The organism is Candidatus Delongbacteria bacterium (genome assembly GCA_041675285.1).
Lineage (GTDB): Bacteria > CAIWAD01 > CAIWAD01 > CAIWAD01 > CAIWAD01 > CAIWAD01.
On sequence record JBAYTZ010000005.1, the window covers coordinates 199,941 to 218,985 of the forward strand.

At 70.0% G+C, this 19,045-nt stretch carries 13 protein-coding genes and 2 tRNA genes; 10 read left to right on the top strand and 5 right to left on the bottom strand.

Going from position 1 to position 19,045, the window contains the following annotated elements:
* Positions 1-153 precede the first annotated feature (153 nt).
* On the top strand, positions 154-2,385 hold the full coding sequence (locus WC326_06915) for a T9SS type A sorting domain-containing protein (GenBank protein ID MFA7330789.1): 2,232 nt from the start codon (positions 154-156) through the stop codon (positions 2,383-2,385).
* Positions 2,386-2,549: 164 nt separating this feature from the next.
* Here WC326_06915 and WC326_06920 read toward each other — a convergent pair.
* The 3 genes from WC326_06920 to WC326_06930 all read right to left on the bottom strand — a co-directional run bounded on the left by WC326_06920 (position 2,550) and on the right by WC326_06930 (position 5,010).
* Positions 2,550-2,632, bottom strand: a tRNA-Leu gene (locus WC326_06920).
* 17 nt (positions 2,633-2,649) lie between these two features.
* Complete coding sequence (locus WC326_06925; protein ID MFA7330790.1) at positions 2,650-3,525, bottom strand: DUF1848 family protein; 876 nt, start codon at positions 3,523-3,525, stop codon at positions 2,650-2,652.
* A 177-nt stretch (positions 3,526-3,702) separates the two neighbouring features.
* The gene (locus WC326_06930; GenBank protein ID MFA7330791.1) at positions 3,703-5,010 is read right to left on the bottom strand and encodes a citrate (Si)-synthase, eukaryotic; all 1,308 of its coding nucleotides are present in this window, start codon (positions 5,008-5,010) and stop codon (positions 3,703-3,705) included.
* A gap of 198 nt (positions 5,011-5,208) precedes the next feature.
* Here WC326_06930 and WC326_06935 point away from each other — a divergent pair, with 198 nt between their 5' ends.
* On the top strand, positions 5,209-6,774 hold the full coding sequence (locus WC326_06935) for a S8 family serine peptidase (protein MFA7330792.1): 1,566 nt from the start codon (positions 5,209-5,211) through the stop codon (positions 6,772-6,774).
* A 52-nt stretch (positions 6,775-6,826) separates the two neighbouring features.
* Here the strand turns inward: WC326_06935 and WC326_06940 are convergent, their stop codons facing one another.
* Positions 6,827-7,495 carry a deoxynucleoside kinase gene (locus WC326_06940; protein MFA7330793.1) on the bottom strand — a complete coding sequence of 223 codons (669 nt, stop codon included), beginning with the start codon at positions 7,493-7,495 and terminating at the stop codon, positions 6,827-6,829.
* Positions 7,496-7,573: 78 nt separating this feature from the next.
* On the opposite strand from WC326_06940, the gene WC326_06945 reads away from it, so the two are divergent.
* Positions 7,574-7,646: transfer RNA gene (locus WC326_06945), tRNA-Thr, on the top strand.
* A gap of 85 nt (positions 7,647-7,731) precedes the next feature.
* Here the strand turns inward: WC326_06945 and WC326_06950 are convergent.
* Positions 7,732-9,036: a hypothetical protein gene (locus WC326_06950; GenBank protein ID MFA7330794.1), complete on the bottom strand. Its 1,305-nt coding sequence runs from the start codon at positions 9,034-9,036 to the stop codon at positions 7,732-7,734.
* A 249-nt stretch (positions 9,037-9,285) separates the two neighbouring features.
* Here WC326_06950 and WC326_06955 point away from each other — a divergent pair, with 249 nt between their 5' ends.
* The 7 genes from WC326_06955 to WC326_06985 all read left to right on the top strand — a co-directional run bounded on the left by WC326_06955 (position 9,286) and on the right by WC326_06985 (position 19,034).
* Positions 9,286-9,765: a tRNA (cytidine(34)-2'-O)-methyltransferase gene (locus WC326_06955; GenBank protein MFA7330795.1), complete on the top strand. Its 480-nt coding sequence runs from the start codon at positions 9,286-9,288 to the stop codon at positions 9,763-9,765.
* Positions 9,762-11,570: an arginine--tRNA ligase gene (gene argS / locus WC326_06960; GenBank protein MFA7330796.1), complete on the top strand. Its 1,809-nt coding sequence runs from the start codon at positions 9,762-9,764 to the stop codon at positions 11,568-11,570. The genes WC326_06955 and argS overlap by 4 nt, the downstream gene beginning before the upstream one ends.
* 2 nt (positions 11,571-11,572) lie before the next feature.
* Positions 11,573-12,391 carry an exodeoxyribonuclease III gene (locus tag WC326_06965; protein ID MFA7330797.1) on the top strand — a complete coding sequence of 273 codons (819 nt, stop codon included), beginning with the start codon at positions 11,573-11,575 and terminating at the stop codon, positions 12,389-12,391.
* A gap of 165 nt (positions 12,392-12,556) precedes the next feature.
* On the top strand, positions 12,557-13,627 hold the full coding sequence (flhB, locus tag WC326_06970; protein MFA7330798.1) for a flagellar biosynthesis protein FlhB: 1,071 nt from the start codon (positions 12,557-12,559) through the stop codon (positions 13,625-13,627).
* On the top strand, positions 13,624-15,717 hold the full coding sequence (gene flhA, locus WC326_06975) for a flagellar biosynthesis protein FlhA (protein MFA7330799.1): 2,094 nt from the start codon (positions 13,624-13,626) through the stop codon (positions 15,715-15,717). The genes flhB and flhA overlap by 4 nt, the downstream gene beginning before the upstream one ends.
* A gap of 47 nt (positions 15,718-15,764) precedes the next feature.
* Entirely contained in the window at positions 15,765-17,732 is a 1,968-nt protein-coding gene (locus WC326_06980; GenBank protein ID MFA7330800.1) for an HD domain-containing phosphohydrolase, read from the top strand.
* Positions 17,733-17,744: 12 nt separating this feature from the next.
* Positions 17,745-19,034: a hypothetical protein gene (locus WC326_06985; protein ID MFA7330801.1), complete on the top strand. Its 1,290-nt coding sequence runs from the start codon at positions 17,745-17,747 to the stop codon at positions 19,032-19,034.
* Positions 19,035-19,045 lie beyond the last annotated feature (11 nt).

A 19,045-nucleotide genomic window follows, 5' to 3' on the forward strand; every position in this document is an offset into this window, starting at 1 on the left:
CGGGGCGTCCCGTTGCTCCGCAGTGTGGCAAACCCTACCTTGGAAAACCATGATCACAAGCCTGATCGCGCTGTGAATCGCTCGCGGCGCACCACATGTTCCAGAATCAACAGCTCACCGGCCCGACCGGGATGGTGGCTGCTTGGCCTGTTTTTGCTGGCCGCACGCCTGCTGCCGGCGCTGCCCGCCCCGTCCACGGACGAGTGGGGCCGCGTGCCGCTGCCCCGGGCGGTGGAGGCGGGGACGGGTGTGTTGATAGGCGGCGCCGCGCGGATCGGCGACGGCGCCGGCTGGGACCTGGGCCTGCCGGAGCCGGCCGTGGAGCAGTGGCGGCCTTCAAGCCAAAAGGCCCACCGCGGGCGCAGCTGGCGGCTGGGCCGCGACGAGGGCGGCTACGCCGACCTGAGCCTGGACTGGCTGGAGACTCCCGCCATCTCCATCAAGCGCAATTCCCGCCTGAGTTTCCGCCTGCGCTACCAGACCGAGGCCCCGCAGGACACCCCGCCCGGCTCGGACGGCTGGGACGGCGGCAACCTCTGGATCTCCGTGGACGGCGGCCCCTGGCGCGTGCTGACCGGCCTCTCCCACGACTACACGTGCGACAACCTCTACGCCTTCAGCCACGAGTTCGGGCTGGGGGACGAGGTGCCGGGCTGGAGCGGGCGCTCCGACTGGCGCCGGGTCCAGCGCGACCTGGGCGCCTGGGCGGGTCACAAGCTGGCCTTCCGCTTCGCCTTCTGCAGCGACGCCCGCACGCCGGACGGCGCGCGCTTAAGCGGCATGCAGGTGGACGACATCCTGGTGCAGGCGGGCTCGACGGTCCAGTTGAAGAGCGACGCCGACAATCCCTCCCAGCCCGCCACCCTCAAGGCGCTGTCAGGCCGGACGCGCGCGCCCTGGCAGATAGGGCGCTCCCCGCTGAGCGGCGAGCCCGCCCTGACGTGGGTGCCCCGGCCGGGGCCGGGCTCGAGTTTGACCTCGCCGCGCTGGGAACTTCCCCCGGAGCACGAGCTTTGGCTGGAGTTCCGGCCGGGTCTGGCAGATTCCTGCGGGGGCGAGCTGCGAGGCGAGTGGAAGCTCGAGTTGGCCGTGGACGGCACGCCGGACTGGCAGCCGCTCTGGCACGGCCGCTTGGAAGCCGGGGCCGATGCCCCGCGTGTCTCACTCAGCGACTGGGCCGGCCAGGCCGTGCGGCTGCGCTGGAGCCTTGCCCTGAGCGCGCCGCGCCGAGTGGAGGACGATCCGCTGGGCCTGGTCTGGCTGGAGCAGGTGCGGATCAGCGGGCGGCCGCTGCCCGGCCGCGATGTCAATCTGCGCAATCTGGTGCCGGCCTACCCGCGCACGGCCGGCCTGCCCTGCGACGTGCTGCTGCAGGTGCGCAACCAGGGCCGGGACGCCTGTCCGCCGCTGCAGCTGCGTCTCAGTCTGGACGGCGAGACGGCCCTGACCGTGCCCAGCGCCCGGCCGCTGGCCGCCGGCGAGACCCACGCGGCAGGCACCTGCTGGGTGCCCCCGAGCGCCGGTCCCCACGACCTGCTGGCCTGGCTGGAGGACGCGCGCGACGACCGCCCGGGCAACGACTCCCTCTGGCTGGGTCCCGTGGAGGTTCTGCCCGCGGGTCAGCTGGAGTTCGGCTACAGCTTCCAGGAAGCGGAGGCCTACTTCACGGGTGGCGATCCGTTGCTGTTCGTGGACGACCTGCCCGGGCTGGAGCTGGGCGACTTCGCCCCGCGCCGCGTGAGCATTGGCTTCTGCGATCCGGAGAACCGCGCCGACGGCAAGACCATCCGCCTGCACATCCTGGAAGACGAGGGCGGCCGGCCGGGTCGCGAGCTGTGGAGCGCCGACTACCGCCTGCTCAGTCCGGGCGGGGAATTCCTCTGGGAGTTCGAGGTGGAGGAGGAACTCAGGCTCTCCGGCGCCTTCTGGGTCTGGGCCGAGCGCCGGGACGACTATCCCCACGTACTGGGCGCGCCGCTGCTCTGGAAGCCCGGCCACTACGCGCTGCGCCGGGAGGAGAGCAGCGATTTGGACTTCTCGCGTGGGCCGCAGGGTCACGAACTGCTGTTCTGGGTCGCGGGCGAGGTCCTGGCGCCGGAAGTGCCGGTGGCGGCGCGGCCCGATGACTTCGCCATTCTGGGCGCCCAGCCCAATCCCTTCAACCCCAACACGCTGCTCAGTTTCCAGGCGCCCGCCGGCGAGTCGGTCAGCCTGCGCGTCTACAACCTGACCGGCCAGGAAGTGGCCCTGCTCTTCGAGGGCGTGACGGGCGGCCAGACCCAGAGCGTGGCCTTCGACGGCGGCCGGCAGGCCTCGGGCGTCTACTTCGCCTGCCTGGAGAGCGAGAGCCGCGTCTCCACGCACAAGCTGGTCCTCTCCAAGTAGCTCACCGCCAGAGAATCTTCAACACAGAGTCACAGAGACACAGAGTCCCAGTCAATAGAAAAGTGGGGAGTGGACTCTAGTGGAGTCTTGCTCTATACCTTGGCTGTGCCTCTGTGCCTCTGTGCCTCTGTGTCTCTGTGGTGAGTTTTACGGTGAGTTCGAGATGCCGGGAACGGGACTTGAACCCGTACGCCCTTGCGGGCAGCAGATTTTAAGTCTGCCGTGTCTGCCATTTCACCACCCCGGCAGGGGATTCATTCTACATCAGACGCTGTCGGCCGCGGGCTGCCAGGGATCCGCCGGCGCCTGCTCCCAGGGCTTGGCGTTGGCGTAGCAGTAGCGGCAGCCGAAGGCGCAGGAATTGTAGATGCCCACGTCCCGCGACTGCCCGCAGCCGCAACCGGGCCGGCTGGGTTGGCTGCCCAGGGCGCCGGGCAAGAGGCCGTTGCGCTGTTCGAACCAGGCGGCGTCCAGACAGGCGCCCGGCCGCAGCGCGCCGTGCTCGAGCATCTCGGGTTCGCAGCAGGCGGTGAGCGGCAGGCCGTGGCGCTGGGCCAGTCCGGCCAGCCGGTCCAGCAGCTCGCGGCGCGTGGCCGCGTCGGGATTCTGCAGCCGCACGCCCGAGCGTTCCAGCACCAGCAGGTTGCGCCGGGCCCGGGAGTACAGGTCCAGCCACGAGAGCGTGACCTCGCGCACCCGGCCCTCCAGCCGGGCGGAGAGCCGGGCGAAGGTCTCCACCCACCAGTCGGGCGGCGTGAGCGTGCTCAGCAGCAGGGGATCGAAGCGCCACGTGAGGTGCTCGGGCCCCAGCACCAGCGAGAGCCGGCGCAAGGCCTCCACCACCTCTTCTTCCCGCGGCGCGCGCGGCTCCAGCTCCGGGGGCAGGCCCGTCAGAGTCACCTGGATTCGCAGGCGGTCCTGATAGACGGCGCGGAGTTCGTCCAGGTGGGGCAGCAGGGCCGCCGGGCGTCGGGTCCAGAAGACGATGCCCGCCACCTCCGGCCCCTGCAGGTCCACGCGCTGGCGCTGGCCCATGAAGGGGTGGGGCACGTCCAGCCAGCCCCGCCGCAGGGCCGCCAGAAAGGCCGGCAGCTGAAAGGCGGGCAGGTCCATGCGCCGCGAGGCGGAGATGATGTGCATCGAAAGCCTGTCCTTCCAGCCGGTGAGCGCGGCGCTCCGGCCGCGTGCGCGCCGGTACCGCAAGAGTGAGGGCGGCGCGCCGCTGCGGGGCGTCGCCGGACACAAGGTCGGGAACGCGCCACAAAAAGGGGCGGCCCCTCCGCGGAAGGGCCGCCCCTGGGTGAAGACGCGGGTCGATCAGGCCTTCTTGACGAATTCCTTGATCCACTCCGTGGTGACCGTCTTGGGCCGCTCGATGGGCAGACCCAGGGCGCGGTCCCAGATCAGGCTGGCCAGCACGCCCAGGGCGCGGCTGACGCCGAAGAGCACGGTGTAGTAGTCGTACTCGTCCATGCCGTAGTGCACCAGCAGGCAGCCCGAGTGGGCGTCCACGTTCGGCCAAGGATTCTTGGCCTTGCCGTGCTTGAGCAGGATGTCCGGCGCGGACTCGAAGATCATGCCCACCAACTTGAAGAGCGGGTCGTTGGGCAGGTGCTTCTGGGCGAACTCGCGCTGGGCCATGTAGCGCGGGTCGGTCTTGCGCAGCACGGCGTGGCCGTAGCCCGGGATGACCTGGCCGCTGTTCAGCGTGTCCCAGAGCGCCGCCTCGAGCTGCTCCTTGGAGGGGACGTCCACGCCCAGCTTCTCGCGGAACTCGAAGACCCAGCGCAGTACTTCCTGGTTGGCCAGGCCGTGCAGAGGGCCGGCCAGGCCGTTCATGCCGGCGGAGAGCGACAGGTAGGGATCGCTCAGGGCGCTGCCCACCAGGTGCGTGGTGTGCGCGCTGACGTTGCCGCCCTCGTGGTCGCAGTGGATGGTCAGGTAGAGGCGCATGAGCTCGCGGAACTCGCGGCTGTCGTAGCCCAGCATGTGCGCCAGGTTGCCGCTCCAGTCCTGGGTGGGGTCCGGGGCGATGTGCACGCCGTTCTTGTAGGTGCGGCGATAGATGTAGGCCGCCACCTGGGGCAGGCGGGCCAGCAGGTCCATGGTGTCTTCATAGGCCCAGGACCAGTAGTCCTTCTTGTTCATGCCGCGCCGGTAGGCCGCCGCGTACTGGCTCTCGGTCTGCAGGGCCAGGATGGCCGCGGAGAACTGGGTCATGGGATGGGCGTCCACGGGCAGGGCGTCCAGGGTCTTGAAGACGTGGGCGGGGACCGTGGAGCGCTCGCGCCACTCCTGGGTGAGGCCGTCCACTTCGGCCTTGGTGGGCACCTGGCCGGTGAGCATCAGCCAGAAGATGCCTTCGGGCTGGGGCTCCTCGCCCTCGGGATGGTGCGGCAGCTGCTGTTGGCACTCGGGAATGGAGAGCCCGCGGAAGCGGATGCCCTCGAACTTGTCCAAGAGGGAGGTCTCGGTGACCATGCAGGTCACGTCCCGGACGCCGCCGTAAGCCTGGTCGATGGTGCACTCACCCAGAACCTTGTTGCCGTGCTCGGCGCGCAACTGCTTGATTTCCGCCTGCATGGGAGGAATGGCGGCCGCGAGCCGGTCTTTCAACGTGGACATACGCTGCTCCTTGTTATGCGAGGGACTCTCTTGGGAATGGCGAGCGAAGTCGTCAAAACCTTGACAGTGGAAACGTAGGAAAGCCCGCAAGGGCTTGCCAACCTTGCCCGCGGCTTTTCGGGCTTGCGCGGCAGCGCCGGGCAAGGCTAGCTTGAGTTCGGCAAGTCGCTGGCGGCGGATGGAAGCAAAGGAGTTCCCGTGAGAATCGGTCTGTTGATTCCAGCCTGTGTGTGGGCTCTCGGCCCGCGGCCCGCAGCCGCGGCCCCCGGCGTCGTCGCGGACCAGGCCCTCGTGCGCTTCCAGTCCCCGCTGAGCCTGGCCGAGGCCGGCACGCGGCTCGACGCGCCGGGCTGGCACGTGGAGCGCCTGCTCAGCCCGCGGCTGGGCATCGCCCTGGTGCGCCTGGACGGCCTGCCGCTGGCGGAGGGGCTGGCCGCCCTGCGCGAGCATCCCGCCCTGCGCTGGGCCCAGGCCGACCACTTCGTGGAAGAACGCCTGCTGCCCGACGATTCGGCCTTCGCCCAGCAGTGGGCCCTGCAGCAGGCCAGCGACGCGGACATCGACGCGCCGGAGGCTTGGGATCTCGCCACGGGGGGCACGGACCCCCTGGGACGACGGATCGTCGTGGCCGTGGTGGACGGTGGGATGGATCTGGCGCACCCCGACCTGGCCCCCAACGTCTGGACCAATCCGGGCGAATCGCAGAACGGACTGGACGACGACGGCAACGGCTACGTGGACGACCTGCACGGTTGGAACGCCTACAGCGGCAGCGGCAGCCTGGTGTTCAACGGCCACGGCACGCACGTCTCGGGGATCGTGGGCGCGCGCGGCAACAACCTCAACATGGTCTGCGGCGTCAACTGGGACGTGGAGTTGATGACCGTCTGCGGCAGCAGCACGACCACCAGCGTGGCCGTCGCGGCCTACAACTACGTGCTGGAGCAGAAGAGCCGCTGGCTGGAGAGCGCGGGTCTGCAGGGGGCTAACGTGGTGGCGGCCAACTCCAGTTTCGGGGTCAACTACGCCAACTGCGCGGCGGGCGAGTACCCCGCCTGGAACGACATGTACGACGCACTGGGCGCGGTGGGCGTGCTCTCCGTGGCAGCCACGATGAACATCAACGCCAACGTGGACCTGCAGGGCGACGTGCCCACCAGCTGCCCGTCGGACTTCCTGATCACCTGCACCAACACGACCAACCAGGACCTGCGCAACCCCAGCAGCGCGTACGGCGCGCTCTCCATCGACCTGGGGGCGCCGGGCACCCAGGTGCTCTCCACCTACCTCAACAGCGCGACGACCTACTTGAGCGGCACGTCCATGTCGGCCCCCCACGTCAGCGGGGCCGTGGCCCTCCTGCACGCGGTGGCCTCGGACAGCCTGGCCCACGTGCTGCGGGACGATCCGCCGGCCGGCGCGCTGGCGCTCAAGGAGCTGCTGCTGGAGGCGGTGGATCCCCTGCCCACGCTGGCGGGCCTGACGGTCACGGGCGGGCGGCTCAACCTGGGACGCGCGGCGGCCGTTGCTGCGGCCTGGCCGCCGCCGCCGCTCATCCGGCTGACCATCGTGCATCAGTCCGACCAGCGCCTGCTCTTCAGCTGGGACGAGCTGCCCGCCGCCCTGGCCTACCAGTTGGAGCAGTGGGATGCGGAGCAGGCCGCCTGGCTGCGGCTGGTGACGGTGACGGAGCCCAGCTGGCTCAGCCCGCCGCACCTGCCCCAGAGTGCGGGCCTGTACCGGGTGCGCGCCGAACTGCCGTAACGCGGGACGAATACAGCGGGATGCTCGGGGTCGGGAAGGGGGCGGGCTGCCGTCAGCGCAAGGCGTCCTGGGGCGGCGCCAGGTGACCCAGAGCCAGGCTCAGCTGGCGGCGGGCCAGTTCGGCCTCGACGGAATCCAGCAGTTGGCGCATCTTGGCCCGGTCGGAGTAGATGTCCAGGTGGTCGGCGTCCACCATGATCACCGGGATGTCGCGGATCCGGCCGATCCAGTCCTCGTAGAGCAGGTTGAGGCGCTGCAGGTACTCGGGGCTGATGTTCTGCTCGTAGCTGCGGCCGCGGGTGCGGATCCGGGCCTGCAGCGTGTCCACCGAGGCGCGCAAGTAGATCAGCAGGTCGGGCTTGCGCAGGAACTGGCACATGTTGTGGAAGAGCCGGTAATAGGTGAGCCACTCGCGCTCGCTGATGTGTCCCATCTGGTAGAGATTACGCGCGAAGATCTCCACGTCTTCCCAGATGGTGCGGTCCTGGACGGCCCCGCGCTCCCCCTCGCACAACCGCAGGTGATCCGCGTAGCGCGACTGCAGGAAGTAGATCTGCAGGTGGAAGGCCCAGCGGCCCATGTCGCCGTAGAAGTCCTGCAGGAAGGGGTTGTCCGCCACGCTCTCGTAGTGCGGATCCCAGCTCAGGCGGCGGGCCAGCCAGTCGGTCAGGGTGGTTTTGCCGGCTCCGATGTTGCCGGCGATGCCGATCAGTCCTTTCATGGCTCCAAGGTAGAAAACCGGGGCGAGGCCCGGTGTCACACGCGGGTTGCCGGGTTTTCTATCTTGCGCTCCGCGCACGCCACTCTAGCTCAATTGGTAGAGCAGCGGTTTTGTAAACCGCAGGTTGGGGGTTCAAGTCCCCTGGGTGGCCTACTTGTGAGGCGGCCGACTCGAACCGGCGGTCAGAGAAAGGGGCTTCCTCGGAAGCCCCTTGCGCGTTTTTCTGTTTCAATCGCTCAGGATGTGTGACCGGGACGCGGTTTGGAGGGCTTGCTCGGCTTGGCCGGTTCCGGCCTGGGCTCGGGCTTCGCCTCGGGCTTGCTCTCCGGTTTGGAGTCGTCCTTGTCCTTGCGGCTGTCCGGTGTCACCGCGGGGGCCTTTTTCTTCTTGCCCTTCCCGCTGGTGGTCGCGGGCTTGGGCTTGGGTTTGGAGGCCGGCGGCGCGTCCACCTGGGGCGTGGGCCGCTGGACCGAGCCCGGTCCCGTGCTCAGCGTGGAGGGTCGCGAACCGTCGCGCGGCTTGTCCGGCAGGCCCGGCAGGTCGGGTTCGGTGCTGATCACGCTCGGGGCGCGCGGTGCCAGGCTGGGCGTGTCCACGTCCAGGCGCTTCTTCAGGTTGATGAACTCGGGCTTGTCCGTGGACTGGCGCCGGGGCGGCTCGCGCCAGGCGTCCCGGTCCTGGATGCGCGGGGTCTCCAGGCTGCGCCAGCGGTCCGAGTAGTGCCGGCGCTCGGCCCAGACCCGGCGGCTGCGCCAGGGCCGCGTGTCGTAGTCCCAGGGACTGCCGCCCTGCAGGTAGATGTAGACCACGGGCGGACGCCACCAGGGGTGCCAGCCGTCCCACAAAAAGCAGTGGTGGTAGCGGTAGTAGCCATGGTAGTGGTGCACGACCTCCCAGCTGCACCAGCAGTGGTCGTGCGTGCAGGCCGGATGCCAGCAGTCGCAGTAGGGGCACCAGTAGTCGTAGACGTGGTGGTGCATGACGATCCCCACGGAGACGTCCTCGTCCTCTTCCACTTCCTCGTCCACCTGGGCCAGCTGGGTCACCCCCGTCTCCATCACCGAGAGCAGGCCGGTGGCGTAGTTGTCCAGTTCCTTCTCCACCCGGGTCAGGCGGGCGTTGACGTCGGGCAGATCCTGGGGATCCGGGGCAAGGAAGTGTTGACGCGAGGCGCGGATGGGGCGGTACTCGCGCGTGTGCACGGCCACCAGCTGTTCCAGCCCGGCCTGGCTGCCCGCGTAAAGGGGATGCAGCCAGAGAGTGTCGCCGGCGCGGACCTGGCCGCGGCCATCCTCGGCCAGGACCGGGTAGAGCAGGCTGACGTAGCCCTGGGAATCCAGCGAGTAGAAATAGACGAAGCCGTCCGACCGCACGGCGATGCGGGCCCCGTAGGGTTCGCCCGTGAAGGCTTCGCTGCGTTCCAGTTCCAGGGAGAGTCGCGGCTCGGAGCCGCGCCGGCTGGCGGCGGCGGGCAGGCTGATGAGCACGAGGAGCAAGAGGACCAGCGCGCGCGCGCTGGGGCGGTTCCAGAGTTGGGACATGTGCGCCTCCTTTCTGAGGTCGATGCGAAGGCCTGCGTCGGGCAGGCGGGAAATCGGCCGCGGCAGGCGGCCCGTTGCGCAGGCCCTTCAACTGTGGAATGTACGATGGGTTTCCCCCCGCAAGGGAATTCTCTGGCCCAGCGACCCATTCGGGAGCTGCCCGCGCCCGCGGGAATTGTACCCGGCCGCCGGGTTTGGCACCTTCGGCGGACGCGAACGGGCGCGCGCGGACGGCGACAGAAAGGCTGCATGTTCAACATCGTACTGGTGGAACCGGAGATCCCGCAGAACTCGGGCAACGTGGTCCGGCTCTGCGCCTGCACCAACAGCCGGCTCTTCCTGGTGGAGCCGCTGGGCTACAGCCTGGACGACGCCCGGCTGAAGCGCGCGGGCCTGGACTACTGGGAACGCGCGGTCTTCCGCGTGGTGCCCAGCCTGGACGAGCTGCTGGAGCGCTTCGATTCCCGCCGCTTCTTCTTTTTCAGCACCAAGGCCGCGCGTTGCTACACGTCCCACCCTTACCAGGCCGGGGACTTCCTGGTCTTCGGGCGCGAGTCCCGCGGGTTGGACGAGCGCCTCTTGGCCGAGTTCCCGGAGCAGACCCTGACCATTCCCATGCCGGGCCGCACACGCAGCCTGAACCTGGGCAACAGTGTGTCCATCGCCTTGTACGAAGGCCTGCGCCAGCTGGAGTCCTGGCCCGGCCCCAACCCGACGGGAGTCGCATGAGCGTGCTTGACCAGTTGGCCCAGTGGATTTCCTCGGCCGTCGAGGCCGGTTTTTCCGTGACCCTGCCGCCGGAGGAGATCCAGCTGGACCTGCCGCCGGACGCCGCCCTGGGCGACCTGGCCTTCGGCTGTTTTCCGCTGGCCAAGGCCTGCCGACGCGCGCCCCAGCAGATCGCGCTGGAACTGGCCCGCCGGCTGGAGGGCCACCCGGGGCTCTGCGCCGTGCGCGCCGACGGGCCCTACCTCAACCTCAGCCTGGAGAAGTCCGCCTGGTTCGCCGAGGTGCTGGGCGGCTGGCTGGCCGCAGGCCCGGAACTGGCCCTGCCGCCGGAGCAATGCCGGCGCTACCTGGTGGAGTTCAGCTGCCCCAACACCAACAAGCCCCAGCACCTGGGCCACGTGCGCAACAACTTCCTGGGCGACGCGCTCTCGCGCTTGCTGGGGGCGGTGGGCCACGAGGTCACGCGCGTCAACCTGATCAACGACCGCGGCATTCACATCTGCAAGAGCATGCTGGCCTGGCAGCGCTGGGGCGAGGGTCGCACGCCGGAGAACACGGGCCGCAAGGGCGACCACCTGGTGGGCGATTCCTACGTGGAGTTCGCCAGCCGGCTGGCGGCGGAGGAGGCCGCCTGGCGCCAGGGACGGGGTCTGACGGGTCCGGCGACGGAGGCCGAGCACGCGGAGTTCGAGGCCCAGTCCGAGCTGCTGGGGGCCGCGCGCGTCCTGCTGCAGGCCTGGGAGGCCGGCGACGCCGATGTCCACGCGCTCTGGCGGCGGATGAACGACTGGGTGCTGGCCGGCTACCGCGAAACCTACGCGCGGCAGGGCATCGACTTCGACCGCGTGTTTTACGAAAGCGAGATCTGGAAGCTGGGCCGCTCCGAGGTGGAGGAGGGCCTGGCCCGGGGCGTCTTCCGGCGCGAGCCCGGCGGTGCCGTGGTCTGCCCGCTGGAGGAGCTGGGCCTGGAGCCCAAGGTCCTGCTGCGCTCCGACGGCACGGCGATCTACATGACCCAGGACCTGGGCAACGCCGTGATGCGCCACCGCCAGTTGGGCTTCGACGCGATGATCTACGTGGTGGGCAGCGAGCAGGAGCATCACTTCCGCGTGTTGTTCCACATCCTGGGCAAGCTGGGCTACGATTGGGCCGAGCGCCTGACCCACTTCAGCTACGGGATGGTCAACCTGCCCAGCGGCAAGATGAAGAGCCGTGAAGGCACGGTGGTGGACGCCGACGACCTGCTGGACGAACTGGAGCTGGCCTGCCGCCGGGTGCTGGAGGAGAGCCAGAAGCGCTCGGACCTGCCGGAGGCGGAGAAGGACGAAATCGTGCGCCAGCTGGCCCTGGCCGCGGTCAAATACTTCGTACTCAAAGTGAATCCCCGCTTGGACATGCTCTACGACCCGGAGGAGAGCATCGACCTGGCGGGCAACACCGGTCCCTATCTGCAGTACGCCCACGCCCGCATCCGCAGCCTGGTGCGCAAGAGCGGCCTGGAGCCGGACCCGCAGCAGAGTTTCGAGCTGCTGGTGGAGCCCGAAGAGATCGAGCTGCTCAAGACCCTGGCCCTCTGGCCGCGGGAAGTCCGGCTGGCCGCCGCCCAGCTCAACCCGGCCCGGGTGGCCCAGCGCACCTACGAGCTGGCGCGCTGCTTCTCGCGCTTCTTCAACGCACACAGCGTCTTCGACCGGGTGGACGACCCGCGCCTGGCCGCCCAGCGCATCGCGCTGGTGGCCGCCGTGGGCGCGGCCTTGCGCCGCGGCCTGGACCTGCTGGGCATTCCTACACCGGAAAGGATTTGAACATGGCCCATCCCGCCCCCCTGCGGCTGATCTCGTGGAACGTCAACGGGCTGCGCGCGGCCCTGGGCAAGGGTTTCCTGGACTGGCTGGGCGCCGAGCGCCCGGACCTGCTGGCCCTGCAGGAAGTCCGGGCCCGCCCGGAGCAGCTGCCCGGCCACCTGCCCCAAGCGCTGGAGGAGCTGGGCTATCGCCAGGTCTGGCATCCGGCCCAGCGGCCGGGCTATTCGGGCACGGCGCTGTTCAGCCGCGTGGAGGGCGAGCTCTTCGCCGGCCTGGCGACGCTGGATCCCGCCCTGGCGGAGTGGGACGGCGAGGGCCGGGTCTGCGGCTGGCGCCGGGACGACCTGCTGCTCTTGGGCGTCTACTTTCCCAACGGCACCGCGGGCCCGGAGCGGCTGGAGTACAAGCTGGCCTTCTACGAGATGTTCCAGGGGCTGTGCGAGGCGCGCCAGGCCCTGGGCGAGCGGCTGGTGGTCTGCGGCGACGTCAACACGGCGCACCGCGAGATCGACCTGGCCCGGCCCAAAGAAAACCGCGGCACCAGCGGCTTTCTGCCCGTGGAGTGCGCCTGGCTGGACGCCTTCACCGGCGGCCGCCGCCAGCCCGGGCTGGTGGACAGTTTCCGCCAGCTGCAGCCCGCGGCCGCCGGGCGCTATTCCTGGTGGAGCCAGCGCGGCGGCGCCCGTGCGCGCAACGTGGGCTGGCGCCTGGACTACTTCTTCCTTACGCCCGATCTCCTGCCGGCCCTGCGCCGGGCCGAGATCCTGGACCAGGTCACGGGCAGCGACCATTGCCCGGTGGAGCTGGTCCTCGCCCTCTGAGCCGGGGCCGGACTCCCGCACCGGGCGCTCCGGAAGTCCCGGACTTCCAAGTTCCGGCCCAGGATTTGCCCCACTCCCTGCCAAGCCGTTCCACGCCGTTTTCCGCGGGCATTTTCTGCCTTTGCGGCGCGTGGGCTGGGCAAGGATGGCGAGAGAAGGGCAGTCATGGCCGACGAGCAGTCCCTCCAGGAAAAAACCCAGGACGCCACGCCGAAACGGCGGGACGACGCCCGGCGTGAGGGCCAGGTGGCCCGCTCACTGGAGCTGGCTTCCAGCGCCGTGCTGGGCGCCGCCCTGGGCTCCTTCCTGCTGTTCGGGGGCTGGATGCGCGAGCAGCTGGGCCAGTACCTGGGCGCGCGCCTGACCCTGCCCGCCCGGCTGGACCTGAACCTCGAGAACACGCCGGCCCTGCTGCAGGAGGCCGGCGGCCAGGCAATCCTGGTGCTGGCGCCGCTGCTGCTGGTCCTGGCCGGCGCGGCCCTCTTGGCGCACGTGGGCCAGGTGGGGCTGGTGTTCACGGGCAAGCCGCTGGCGCCGGACTGGAGCCGGATCAGCCCGCTAAGCGGCCTCAAGCAGATGTTCGCCCTGCGCAGCCTGACCGAGCTGATCAAGAGCCTGCTCAAGGTGGGCCTGGTGGGTTTCGTGGCCTGGCTGGTGATCCAGCGCGAACTGCCCGCCCTGCGGGGCCTGGTGTTCGCCGATCCCAGCGAGTTCCTGCCCGCGCTGGGGGGCGCCGTGGTGCGCATGACCGGCTGGGTGCTGGCCCTGCTGCTGGTGCTGGCCGCCGCCGACGTGACCTTTCAGCGCTGGGACCTCTCCCGCCGGCTGAAGATGAGCGTCCAGGACGTGCGCGAAGAGATGAAGCAGTCCGAGGGCGATCCGCTGCTCAAGCGCCGCCAGCGCGGCATCCAGCTGGAATCGGCCTACAACCGGATGATCCGCGACCTGCCCCGGGCGGACGTGGTGGTGGCCAACCCGATCCACCTGGCCGTGGCCCTGCAGTACGACCCGGCGCAGATGCGCGCCCCGCGCGTGATCGCCAAGGGCCGCCGGTTGGTGGCCCAGCGCATCAAGGACATCGCCCGCGAGCACGGCATCCCGGTGATCGAGGACAAGCCGCTGGCGCGCTCGCTCTTCAAGGCCTGCGCCGTGGGCGCCGAAGTGCCGGGTGAGCTCTACCGCGCCGTGGCCGAGCTGCTGGCCTTCGTCTACCGGCTGAAGCGGAGGAGCGCATGAGCGCGACCCCGGGCGGCCAGAGCCTGCTCATGCGGCGCAGCGACCTGCTGCTGGCTTTCGGCGTGGTGGGCATCGTGGTGATGATGGTCCTGCCGCTGCCGGCCATGTTCCTGGACCTTTTGCTGGCCTTGAACATCATGCTCTCGCTGATGATCCTGCTGGTCTCGCTCTACACGATGGAGCCGCTGGAGTTCAGCATTTTCCCCGGCCTGCTGCTGATCCTCACCCTGTTCCGCCTCTCCATGAACGTGGCCTCCACGCGCCTGATCCTGGGCCAGGGCTACGGCGGCCGTGTGATCGAGGCCTTTGGGCACTTCGTCACCGGCAACAACCTGGTGGTGGGCTTCATCGTCTTCCTGATCCTGGTGCTGATCAACTTCATCGTCATCACCAAGGGCGCCGGCCGCGTGGCCGAGGTGGCGGCCCGCTTCACGCTGGACGCCATGCCGGGCAAGCAGATGGCCATCGACGCCGAACTCAACAACGGGCTGATCGACGAGAAGGAGGCCCGCCGCCGCCGGGAGACCATCAGCCGCGAGGCGGACTTCTACGGGGCCATGGACGGCGCCAGCAAGTTCGTGCGCGGGGACGCCGTGGCCGGCCTGCTGATCACGGCCATCAACCTCGTGGGCGGGATCGCCGTGGGCACCCTGCAATTGAAGATGGGGCTGGCCGAGAGCGCCACGACCTTCAGCCTGCTGACCATCGGCGACGGCCTGGTCAACCAGATCCCGGCGCTGATCGTCTCGGCCTCGGCGGGCATCATCGTCACCCGGGCCGGAGCGCGCACCCAGTTCAGCCAGGACGTGGCCACCCAGCTGGTGCTGCAGGAGCGCCCACTCAAGGTGGCCTCCGTGCTGCTGGCGGTGTTCGCCATCGTGCCCGGCCTGCCCGCCGTGCCCTTCCTGCTGCTCGCCGCGGGCAGCGCGGGTCTGGCCTGGAAACTGAAAAAGACCCGGCTGGCCGAGGTGGAGGTCAAGGAGGTGGAGCTGGCCCGCCCGGTGGAGGAGCGCATCGAGGACTACCTGGCCCTGGACACGCTGGAGATCGAGCTGGGCTACGGACTGATCCCGCTGGTGGACACCACCGCCGGCGGCGACCTGCTGGCCCGGATCAAGCGCCTGCGCAAGCAGGTGGCCGCCGACCTGGGCCTGGTCCTGCCCCCGGTGCGCATCCGCGACGACATCAGCCTGCTGCCCGAGCAGTACCGCATCCGGATTCGCGGCATCGTGGTGGGGCAGTCCGAGCTGCGGCCCGGCTGGCGCCTGGCCATCGGGGCCCAGGTCAAGGACGCCACCCAGGCGCTGCCCGGCGTGCCCACCACGGATCCCACCTTCGGCATGCCCGCGCTCTGGGTGCGGGAATCCAACCTGCGCGAGGCCGAGCGGCTGGGCTGCGCCCTGGTGGAACCCGCCGCCGTGCTGGCCACCCACCTGGACGTGCTGGTCAAGCGCCACGCCGGGCGGATCCTCAGCCGCCAGGACGTGAAGAAGCTGCTGGAGAACCTGAAGCCCGAGCACGCCGCGCTGGTGGAGGAGCTGGTCCCCGCCCAGCTCAACCTGGGCCAGATCCACAAGGTCCTGCAGAAATTGTTGCGCGAGAGCGTGCCCATCCGCGACCTGGCCACCATCCTGGAGAGCCTGAGCGACACGGCGGAGCAAAGCAAGGATCCCGAGATTCTGGCGGAATACGCCCGCTTCGCGCTCTCTTCGACCATCAGCACCATTCTCAAAGGAGAGTACAGCCGGATAAAGGCGGTCACTCTGGAACCCGATTTAGAGACAGCTTTGGCGCGGGAACGGGACGGGACGCGCGCCGGCAGTCTGTCTCCAGAGGAATTCGCCCAGGTCATCACTCAGCTGCGCCAGGCCCGCGACCGCCTGCAGGGCGAGGGGCGCACGCCCGTGGTGGTGACCCGGCCGGAAATCCGCTCCTATCTGCGCCGCCTGCTCGAGGGTCCGCTGCCGGACCTGCTGGTGGTGGCCTACAGCGAGCTCAGCATGGACGTGGAACTGGAATCCACGGCCCAGGTGGGTCTGGCCAAGCGTCTGCGCGGGCCGGAGCCGGGCTTGCGGGAGCAGATGGCATGAGAGCGCAGCGGCCGGGGCAGCGTCCATGGAATGAAGGGGACTCCTCCATGGACCGGAATGGAACACTGCGTGCGCACTGGCTGGTGGTGGACGACGACCCGGCCATGCTGCGGCTGCTGGACGCCTTCCTGCACGACCAGGGCGCGCGGGCCGACACGGCCGGCGGCGGGGCCGAGGCGCTGGAATTCCTGCGGCGGCAGACCGTGGACGTGGTGCTGACGGACCGCAACATGCCCTGCCTGGACGGGCACGTCCTGCTGGGGGAGATTCGTCAGCGCTGGCCGCAGATCGACGTGGTGATGATGACCGGCATGTCCTCGGTGAAGACGGCCGTGGAGGCCATGCGGCTGGGGGCGGCGGACTACATCGAGAAGCCCCTGGACCTCCAGACGGCGCTGGGCGTCTTCCAGCGCGTGGAGGAGCACCGCCGCCTGCGCCAGGAGCGCGACCGCCTGCGGGCCGAGGTGGCCCTGCGCGACCTGAGCCAGGTCATCACCTCCAACCTGCACATGAGCGACCTGCCCTCGCGCATCGCCGACCTGATCACGCGCGTGTTCGGCGTGGAGGAGATCACGGTCCAGTACCGGGCTGCCGGCGACGAGGACGAGGACCTGCTCTGGCGCAGTTTCAACCGCGCCCAGCCCGACGAGCTCGACGACTCGGAGGCCGTGCTGGCCCTGGAGGCGGCCACCCGCGGGGATTGCGTGCAGCGCCGGCTGGACGGCCGCTGGGTGGTCTGCCTGCCGCTGCTGGTGGACGCCCAGTCCCGGGGCTCGATCCTGCTGGGCCGCGCGCCCACGGAGCCGGGCTTCGACGAGCAGCAGCTCGAACTGCTGCGGATCATGGCCAGCCACGTGACCATCGCGCTGGAGAACGCCCACCTGTTCCAGGTGGCCACGCGCCAGATGCGCTCCACCCAGAAGCTGGCGGAGATCGGCCGCCGGCTCAACGCCAGCCTGGACATGGAGGACACGCTGCAGGAGATCCACGCCGGCGTGGCGGGCCTCTTGCCCTGCGACTACACCATCGTCGTAATGCTGGAGCGCAGCCTGGATCGGTTGCACCTGGACATCTGCGGCCAGCGCGCGCCCTCCCCCGAACTGCTGGCCCGCCTGCTGGAGGTGATCCGCGCCCGGGTGCGGCGGATCCAGGACCCGGCCTTCCACTACCAGACCGAGACGCCCAACCTGCGGGCGCTGGAGGCCGGCGTGATGCCCGAGGGCGAGCTGGCGCACCGGATCTGGGTGCCCATGACCGACAACCAGGGGGCGATGGGCCTCTTGGGCGTGATCCGGCTGGCGGGGCGGGATCTCTTGGAGCGCGAGGTCCAGAACGTGATGCTGCTCTCCAGCAGCGTGGCCTCGGCCCTGCAGAACTCGCTGCTGTTCACCAGCATGCGCCGCATGCACATCGAGACCATCCAGGTGCTCTCCAAGGCCATCGACGAGAAGGACCACTACACGCACGGCCACTCGGCCCAGGTGGGCGGCATCGCCGTCAAGCTGGGGCGGCGGGCCGGGATCCATCTGGGCGAGGAGCTCGAGGAGATCCGCCTGGGCGGGCTGATGCACGACCTGGGCAAGATCGGGATCCGCGACGCCGTGCTGAACAAGCCCGGCCGCTTGACCCCCGAAGAGTACGACCACATCAAGACGCACCCGCTGGTGGGGGCGGAGATCCTGCGCCGCGCGCCGCACCTCCAGCCGTTGGTGCCCTACGTGCGCCACCACCACGAGCAGTGGAACGGCGGCGGCTACCCCGACGGCCTGCGGGGCGACGAGATCCCACTCAAGGTGCGGATCCTCACCATCGCCGACACCTTCCACGCCATGGCCAGCGACCGCATCTACCGCAAGGGCATGGGCATCGAGCGCATTCTGGACTACCTGAAGGAAAGCTCCGGCGAACTGTTCGATCCCGCGCTGGTGGAGCTCTTCCTGGACTGCTGGCAGCGCGGCATCATCACCATGGACGACATCAACTACGAACCCCTGGCCGCGCAGCGGGCCGGGTAGACGGGAGGCGGGATGCAGATCCAGACCTTCACCGGAGCGAACCTGGTGGAAGCGTTGAGCCAGGTCAAACAGGAGCTGGGGGAGGAGGCGATCATCCTCACCAGCCGCCGGGCCGAGGATCCCTCCCGCCTGCCCGCCGGGCACACGGTGGAAGTCGTGGCCGCCCTGCCCCATCCGCCCCTGACCCGCGGCCGTCCCGCCGCCCGCACGGGCCAGCCCCGCGCCTGGAATCCGCCCCGCATCGGGCGGGACGGCCAGCCGCTGGAACCGGCCGGCGCGCCTGCGCTGCCGGCCCCCGTGGCGGCCGCCCCCGCCGCCGCGCCGCCGCGGCCGGAGAGCGCCCCGCCGGCAGGGCGGGCGGTCCAGGCCGAGGAACTGGGCGAGCTGCGCCAGGAGCTGCTGGAGCTGCGCCGCAGCCTGAAGGACCACAGCCTGTCCAACCGCTACGGCCAGCACCGCGCCTGGAGCGCCGGGCACGAGCAGGCCCTGCGCACGCTCTGCGGCCGCGGACTCTCGCGCCCCAGCGCCTGCGCGCTGCTGGACGAGGTGGCCGACGTGGACGGCGCAGAGCTGGAGAATTCACTGCTGGCGGCCCTGGCCCGGCGCCTGCCCTGCGCCGCGGGCGACAGCGCCGGCCCCCGGCGGGTTGAGGTGCTGGTGGGTCCCACGGGCGTGGGCAAGACCACGGCGCTGGCCAAGCTTCTGCTCAACCGCGGGATGGGCCAGCAGCGGGCCGGGATCCTCAACCTGGACACCAAGCGCGTCACGGCCGTGGAGCAGATCCGCCGGCTGGCGGCCATCCTGCACGCGCCGCTGGAGAGCGTCTACCGGCCCTCCGAGCTGGGCGCGGCCCTGGAGCGCCTGGCGGGCTGCGACCTGATCCTGGTGGACACGCCAGGCACGGGTCCGCGCGAGCGGCTGGGCCTGGAACGGCTGCGGGCCTTCCTGAAGGAGCTCAAGCCGCGCCACATCCACGTGGTGGTGCCGGCATCCATGCGGCTGGAGGACCAGCTGGCCTCGGTCCAGCCCTGGAAGAGCGCCGGGGCCGACCGCCTGCTGGTGACCAAGCTGGACGAGGCCACGGGCCTGGGCGGCGTGGTGGACTTGGCCGAGCAGGCCGGCCTGCCCCTGTCCTGGGTGGGCACGGGGCCGCGGATCCCCGACGATCTGGTCCGCCCCACCGGCCGGCTGCTGGCAGGTTGGCTGCTGAAACCCGACACTCTGGGGCGGGTGGACGACGAGAAGGCCGCGGGCCTGCGGCGCCTGCAGGCGCTGGTCGCCGGCGCGCGGGAACTGGCGTAGGACAGGACAAC

Bases quoted from the DNA above. Each gene is read 5' to 3' on its own strand.
- WC326_06950 (MFA7330794.1), bottom strand. From the start codon at position 9,036: ATGTCCCAACTCTGGAACCGCCCCAGCGCGCGCGCGCTGGTCCTCTTG.
- WC326_06925 (MFA7330790.1), bottom strand. From the start codon at position 3,525: ATGCACATCATCTCCGCCTCGCGGCGCATGGACCTGCCCGCCTTTCAG.
- WC326_06955 (MFA7330795.1), top strand. From the start codon at position 9,286: ATGTTCAACATCGTACTGGTGGAACCGGAGATCCCGCAGAACTCGGGC.
- WC326_06940 (MFA7330793.1), bottom strand. From the start codon at position 7,495: ATGAAAGGACTGATCGGCATCGCCGGCAACATCGGAGCCGGCAAAACC.
- flhA (MFA7330799.1), top strand. From the start codon at position 13,624: ATGAGCGCGACCCCGGGCGGCCAGAGCCTGCTCATGCGGCGCAGCGAC.
- WC326_06985 (MFA7330801.1), top strand. From the start codon at position 17,745: ATGCAGATCCAGACCTTCACCGGAGCGAACCTGGTGGAAGCGTTGAGC.
- argS (MFA7330796.1), top strand. From the start codon at position 9,762: ATGAGCGTGCTTGACCAGTTGGCCCAGTGGATTTCCTCGGCCGTCGAG.
- WC326_06980 (MFA7330800.1), top strand. From the start codon at position 15,765: ATGGACCGGAATGGAACACTGCGTGCGCACTGGCTGGTGGTGGACGAC.
- WC326_06965 (MFA7330797.1), top strand. From the start codon at position 11,573: ATGGCCCATCCCGCCCCCCTGCGGCTGATCTCGTGGAACGTCAACGGG.
- flhB (MFA7330798.1), top strand. From the start codon at position 12,557: ATGGCCGACGAGCAGTCCCTCCAGGAAAAAACCCAGGACGCCACGCCG.
- WC326_06930 (MFA7330791.1), bottom strand. From the start codon at position 5,010: ATGTCCACGTTGAAAGACCGGCTCGCGGCCGCCATTCCTCCCATGCAG.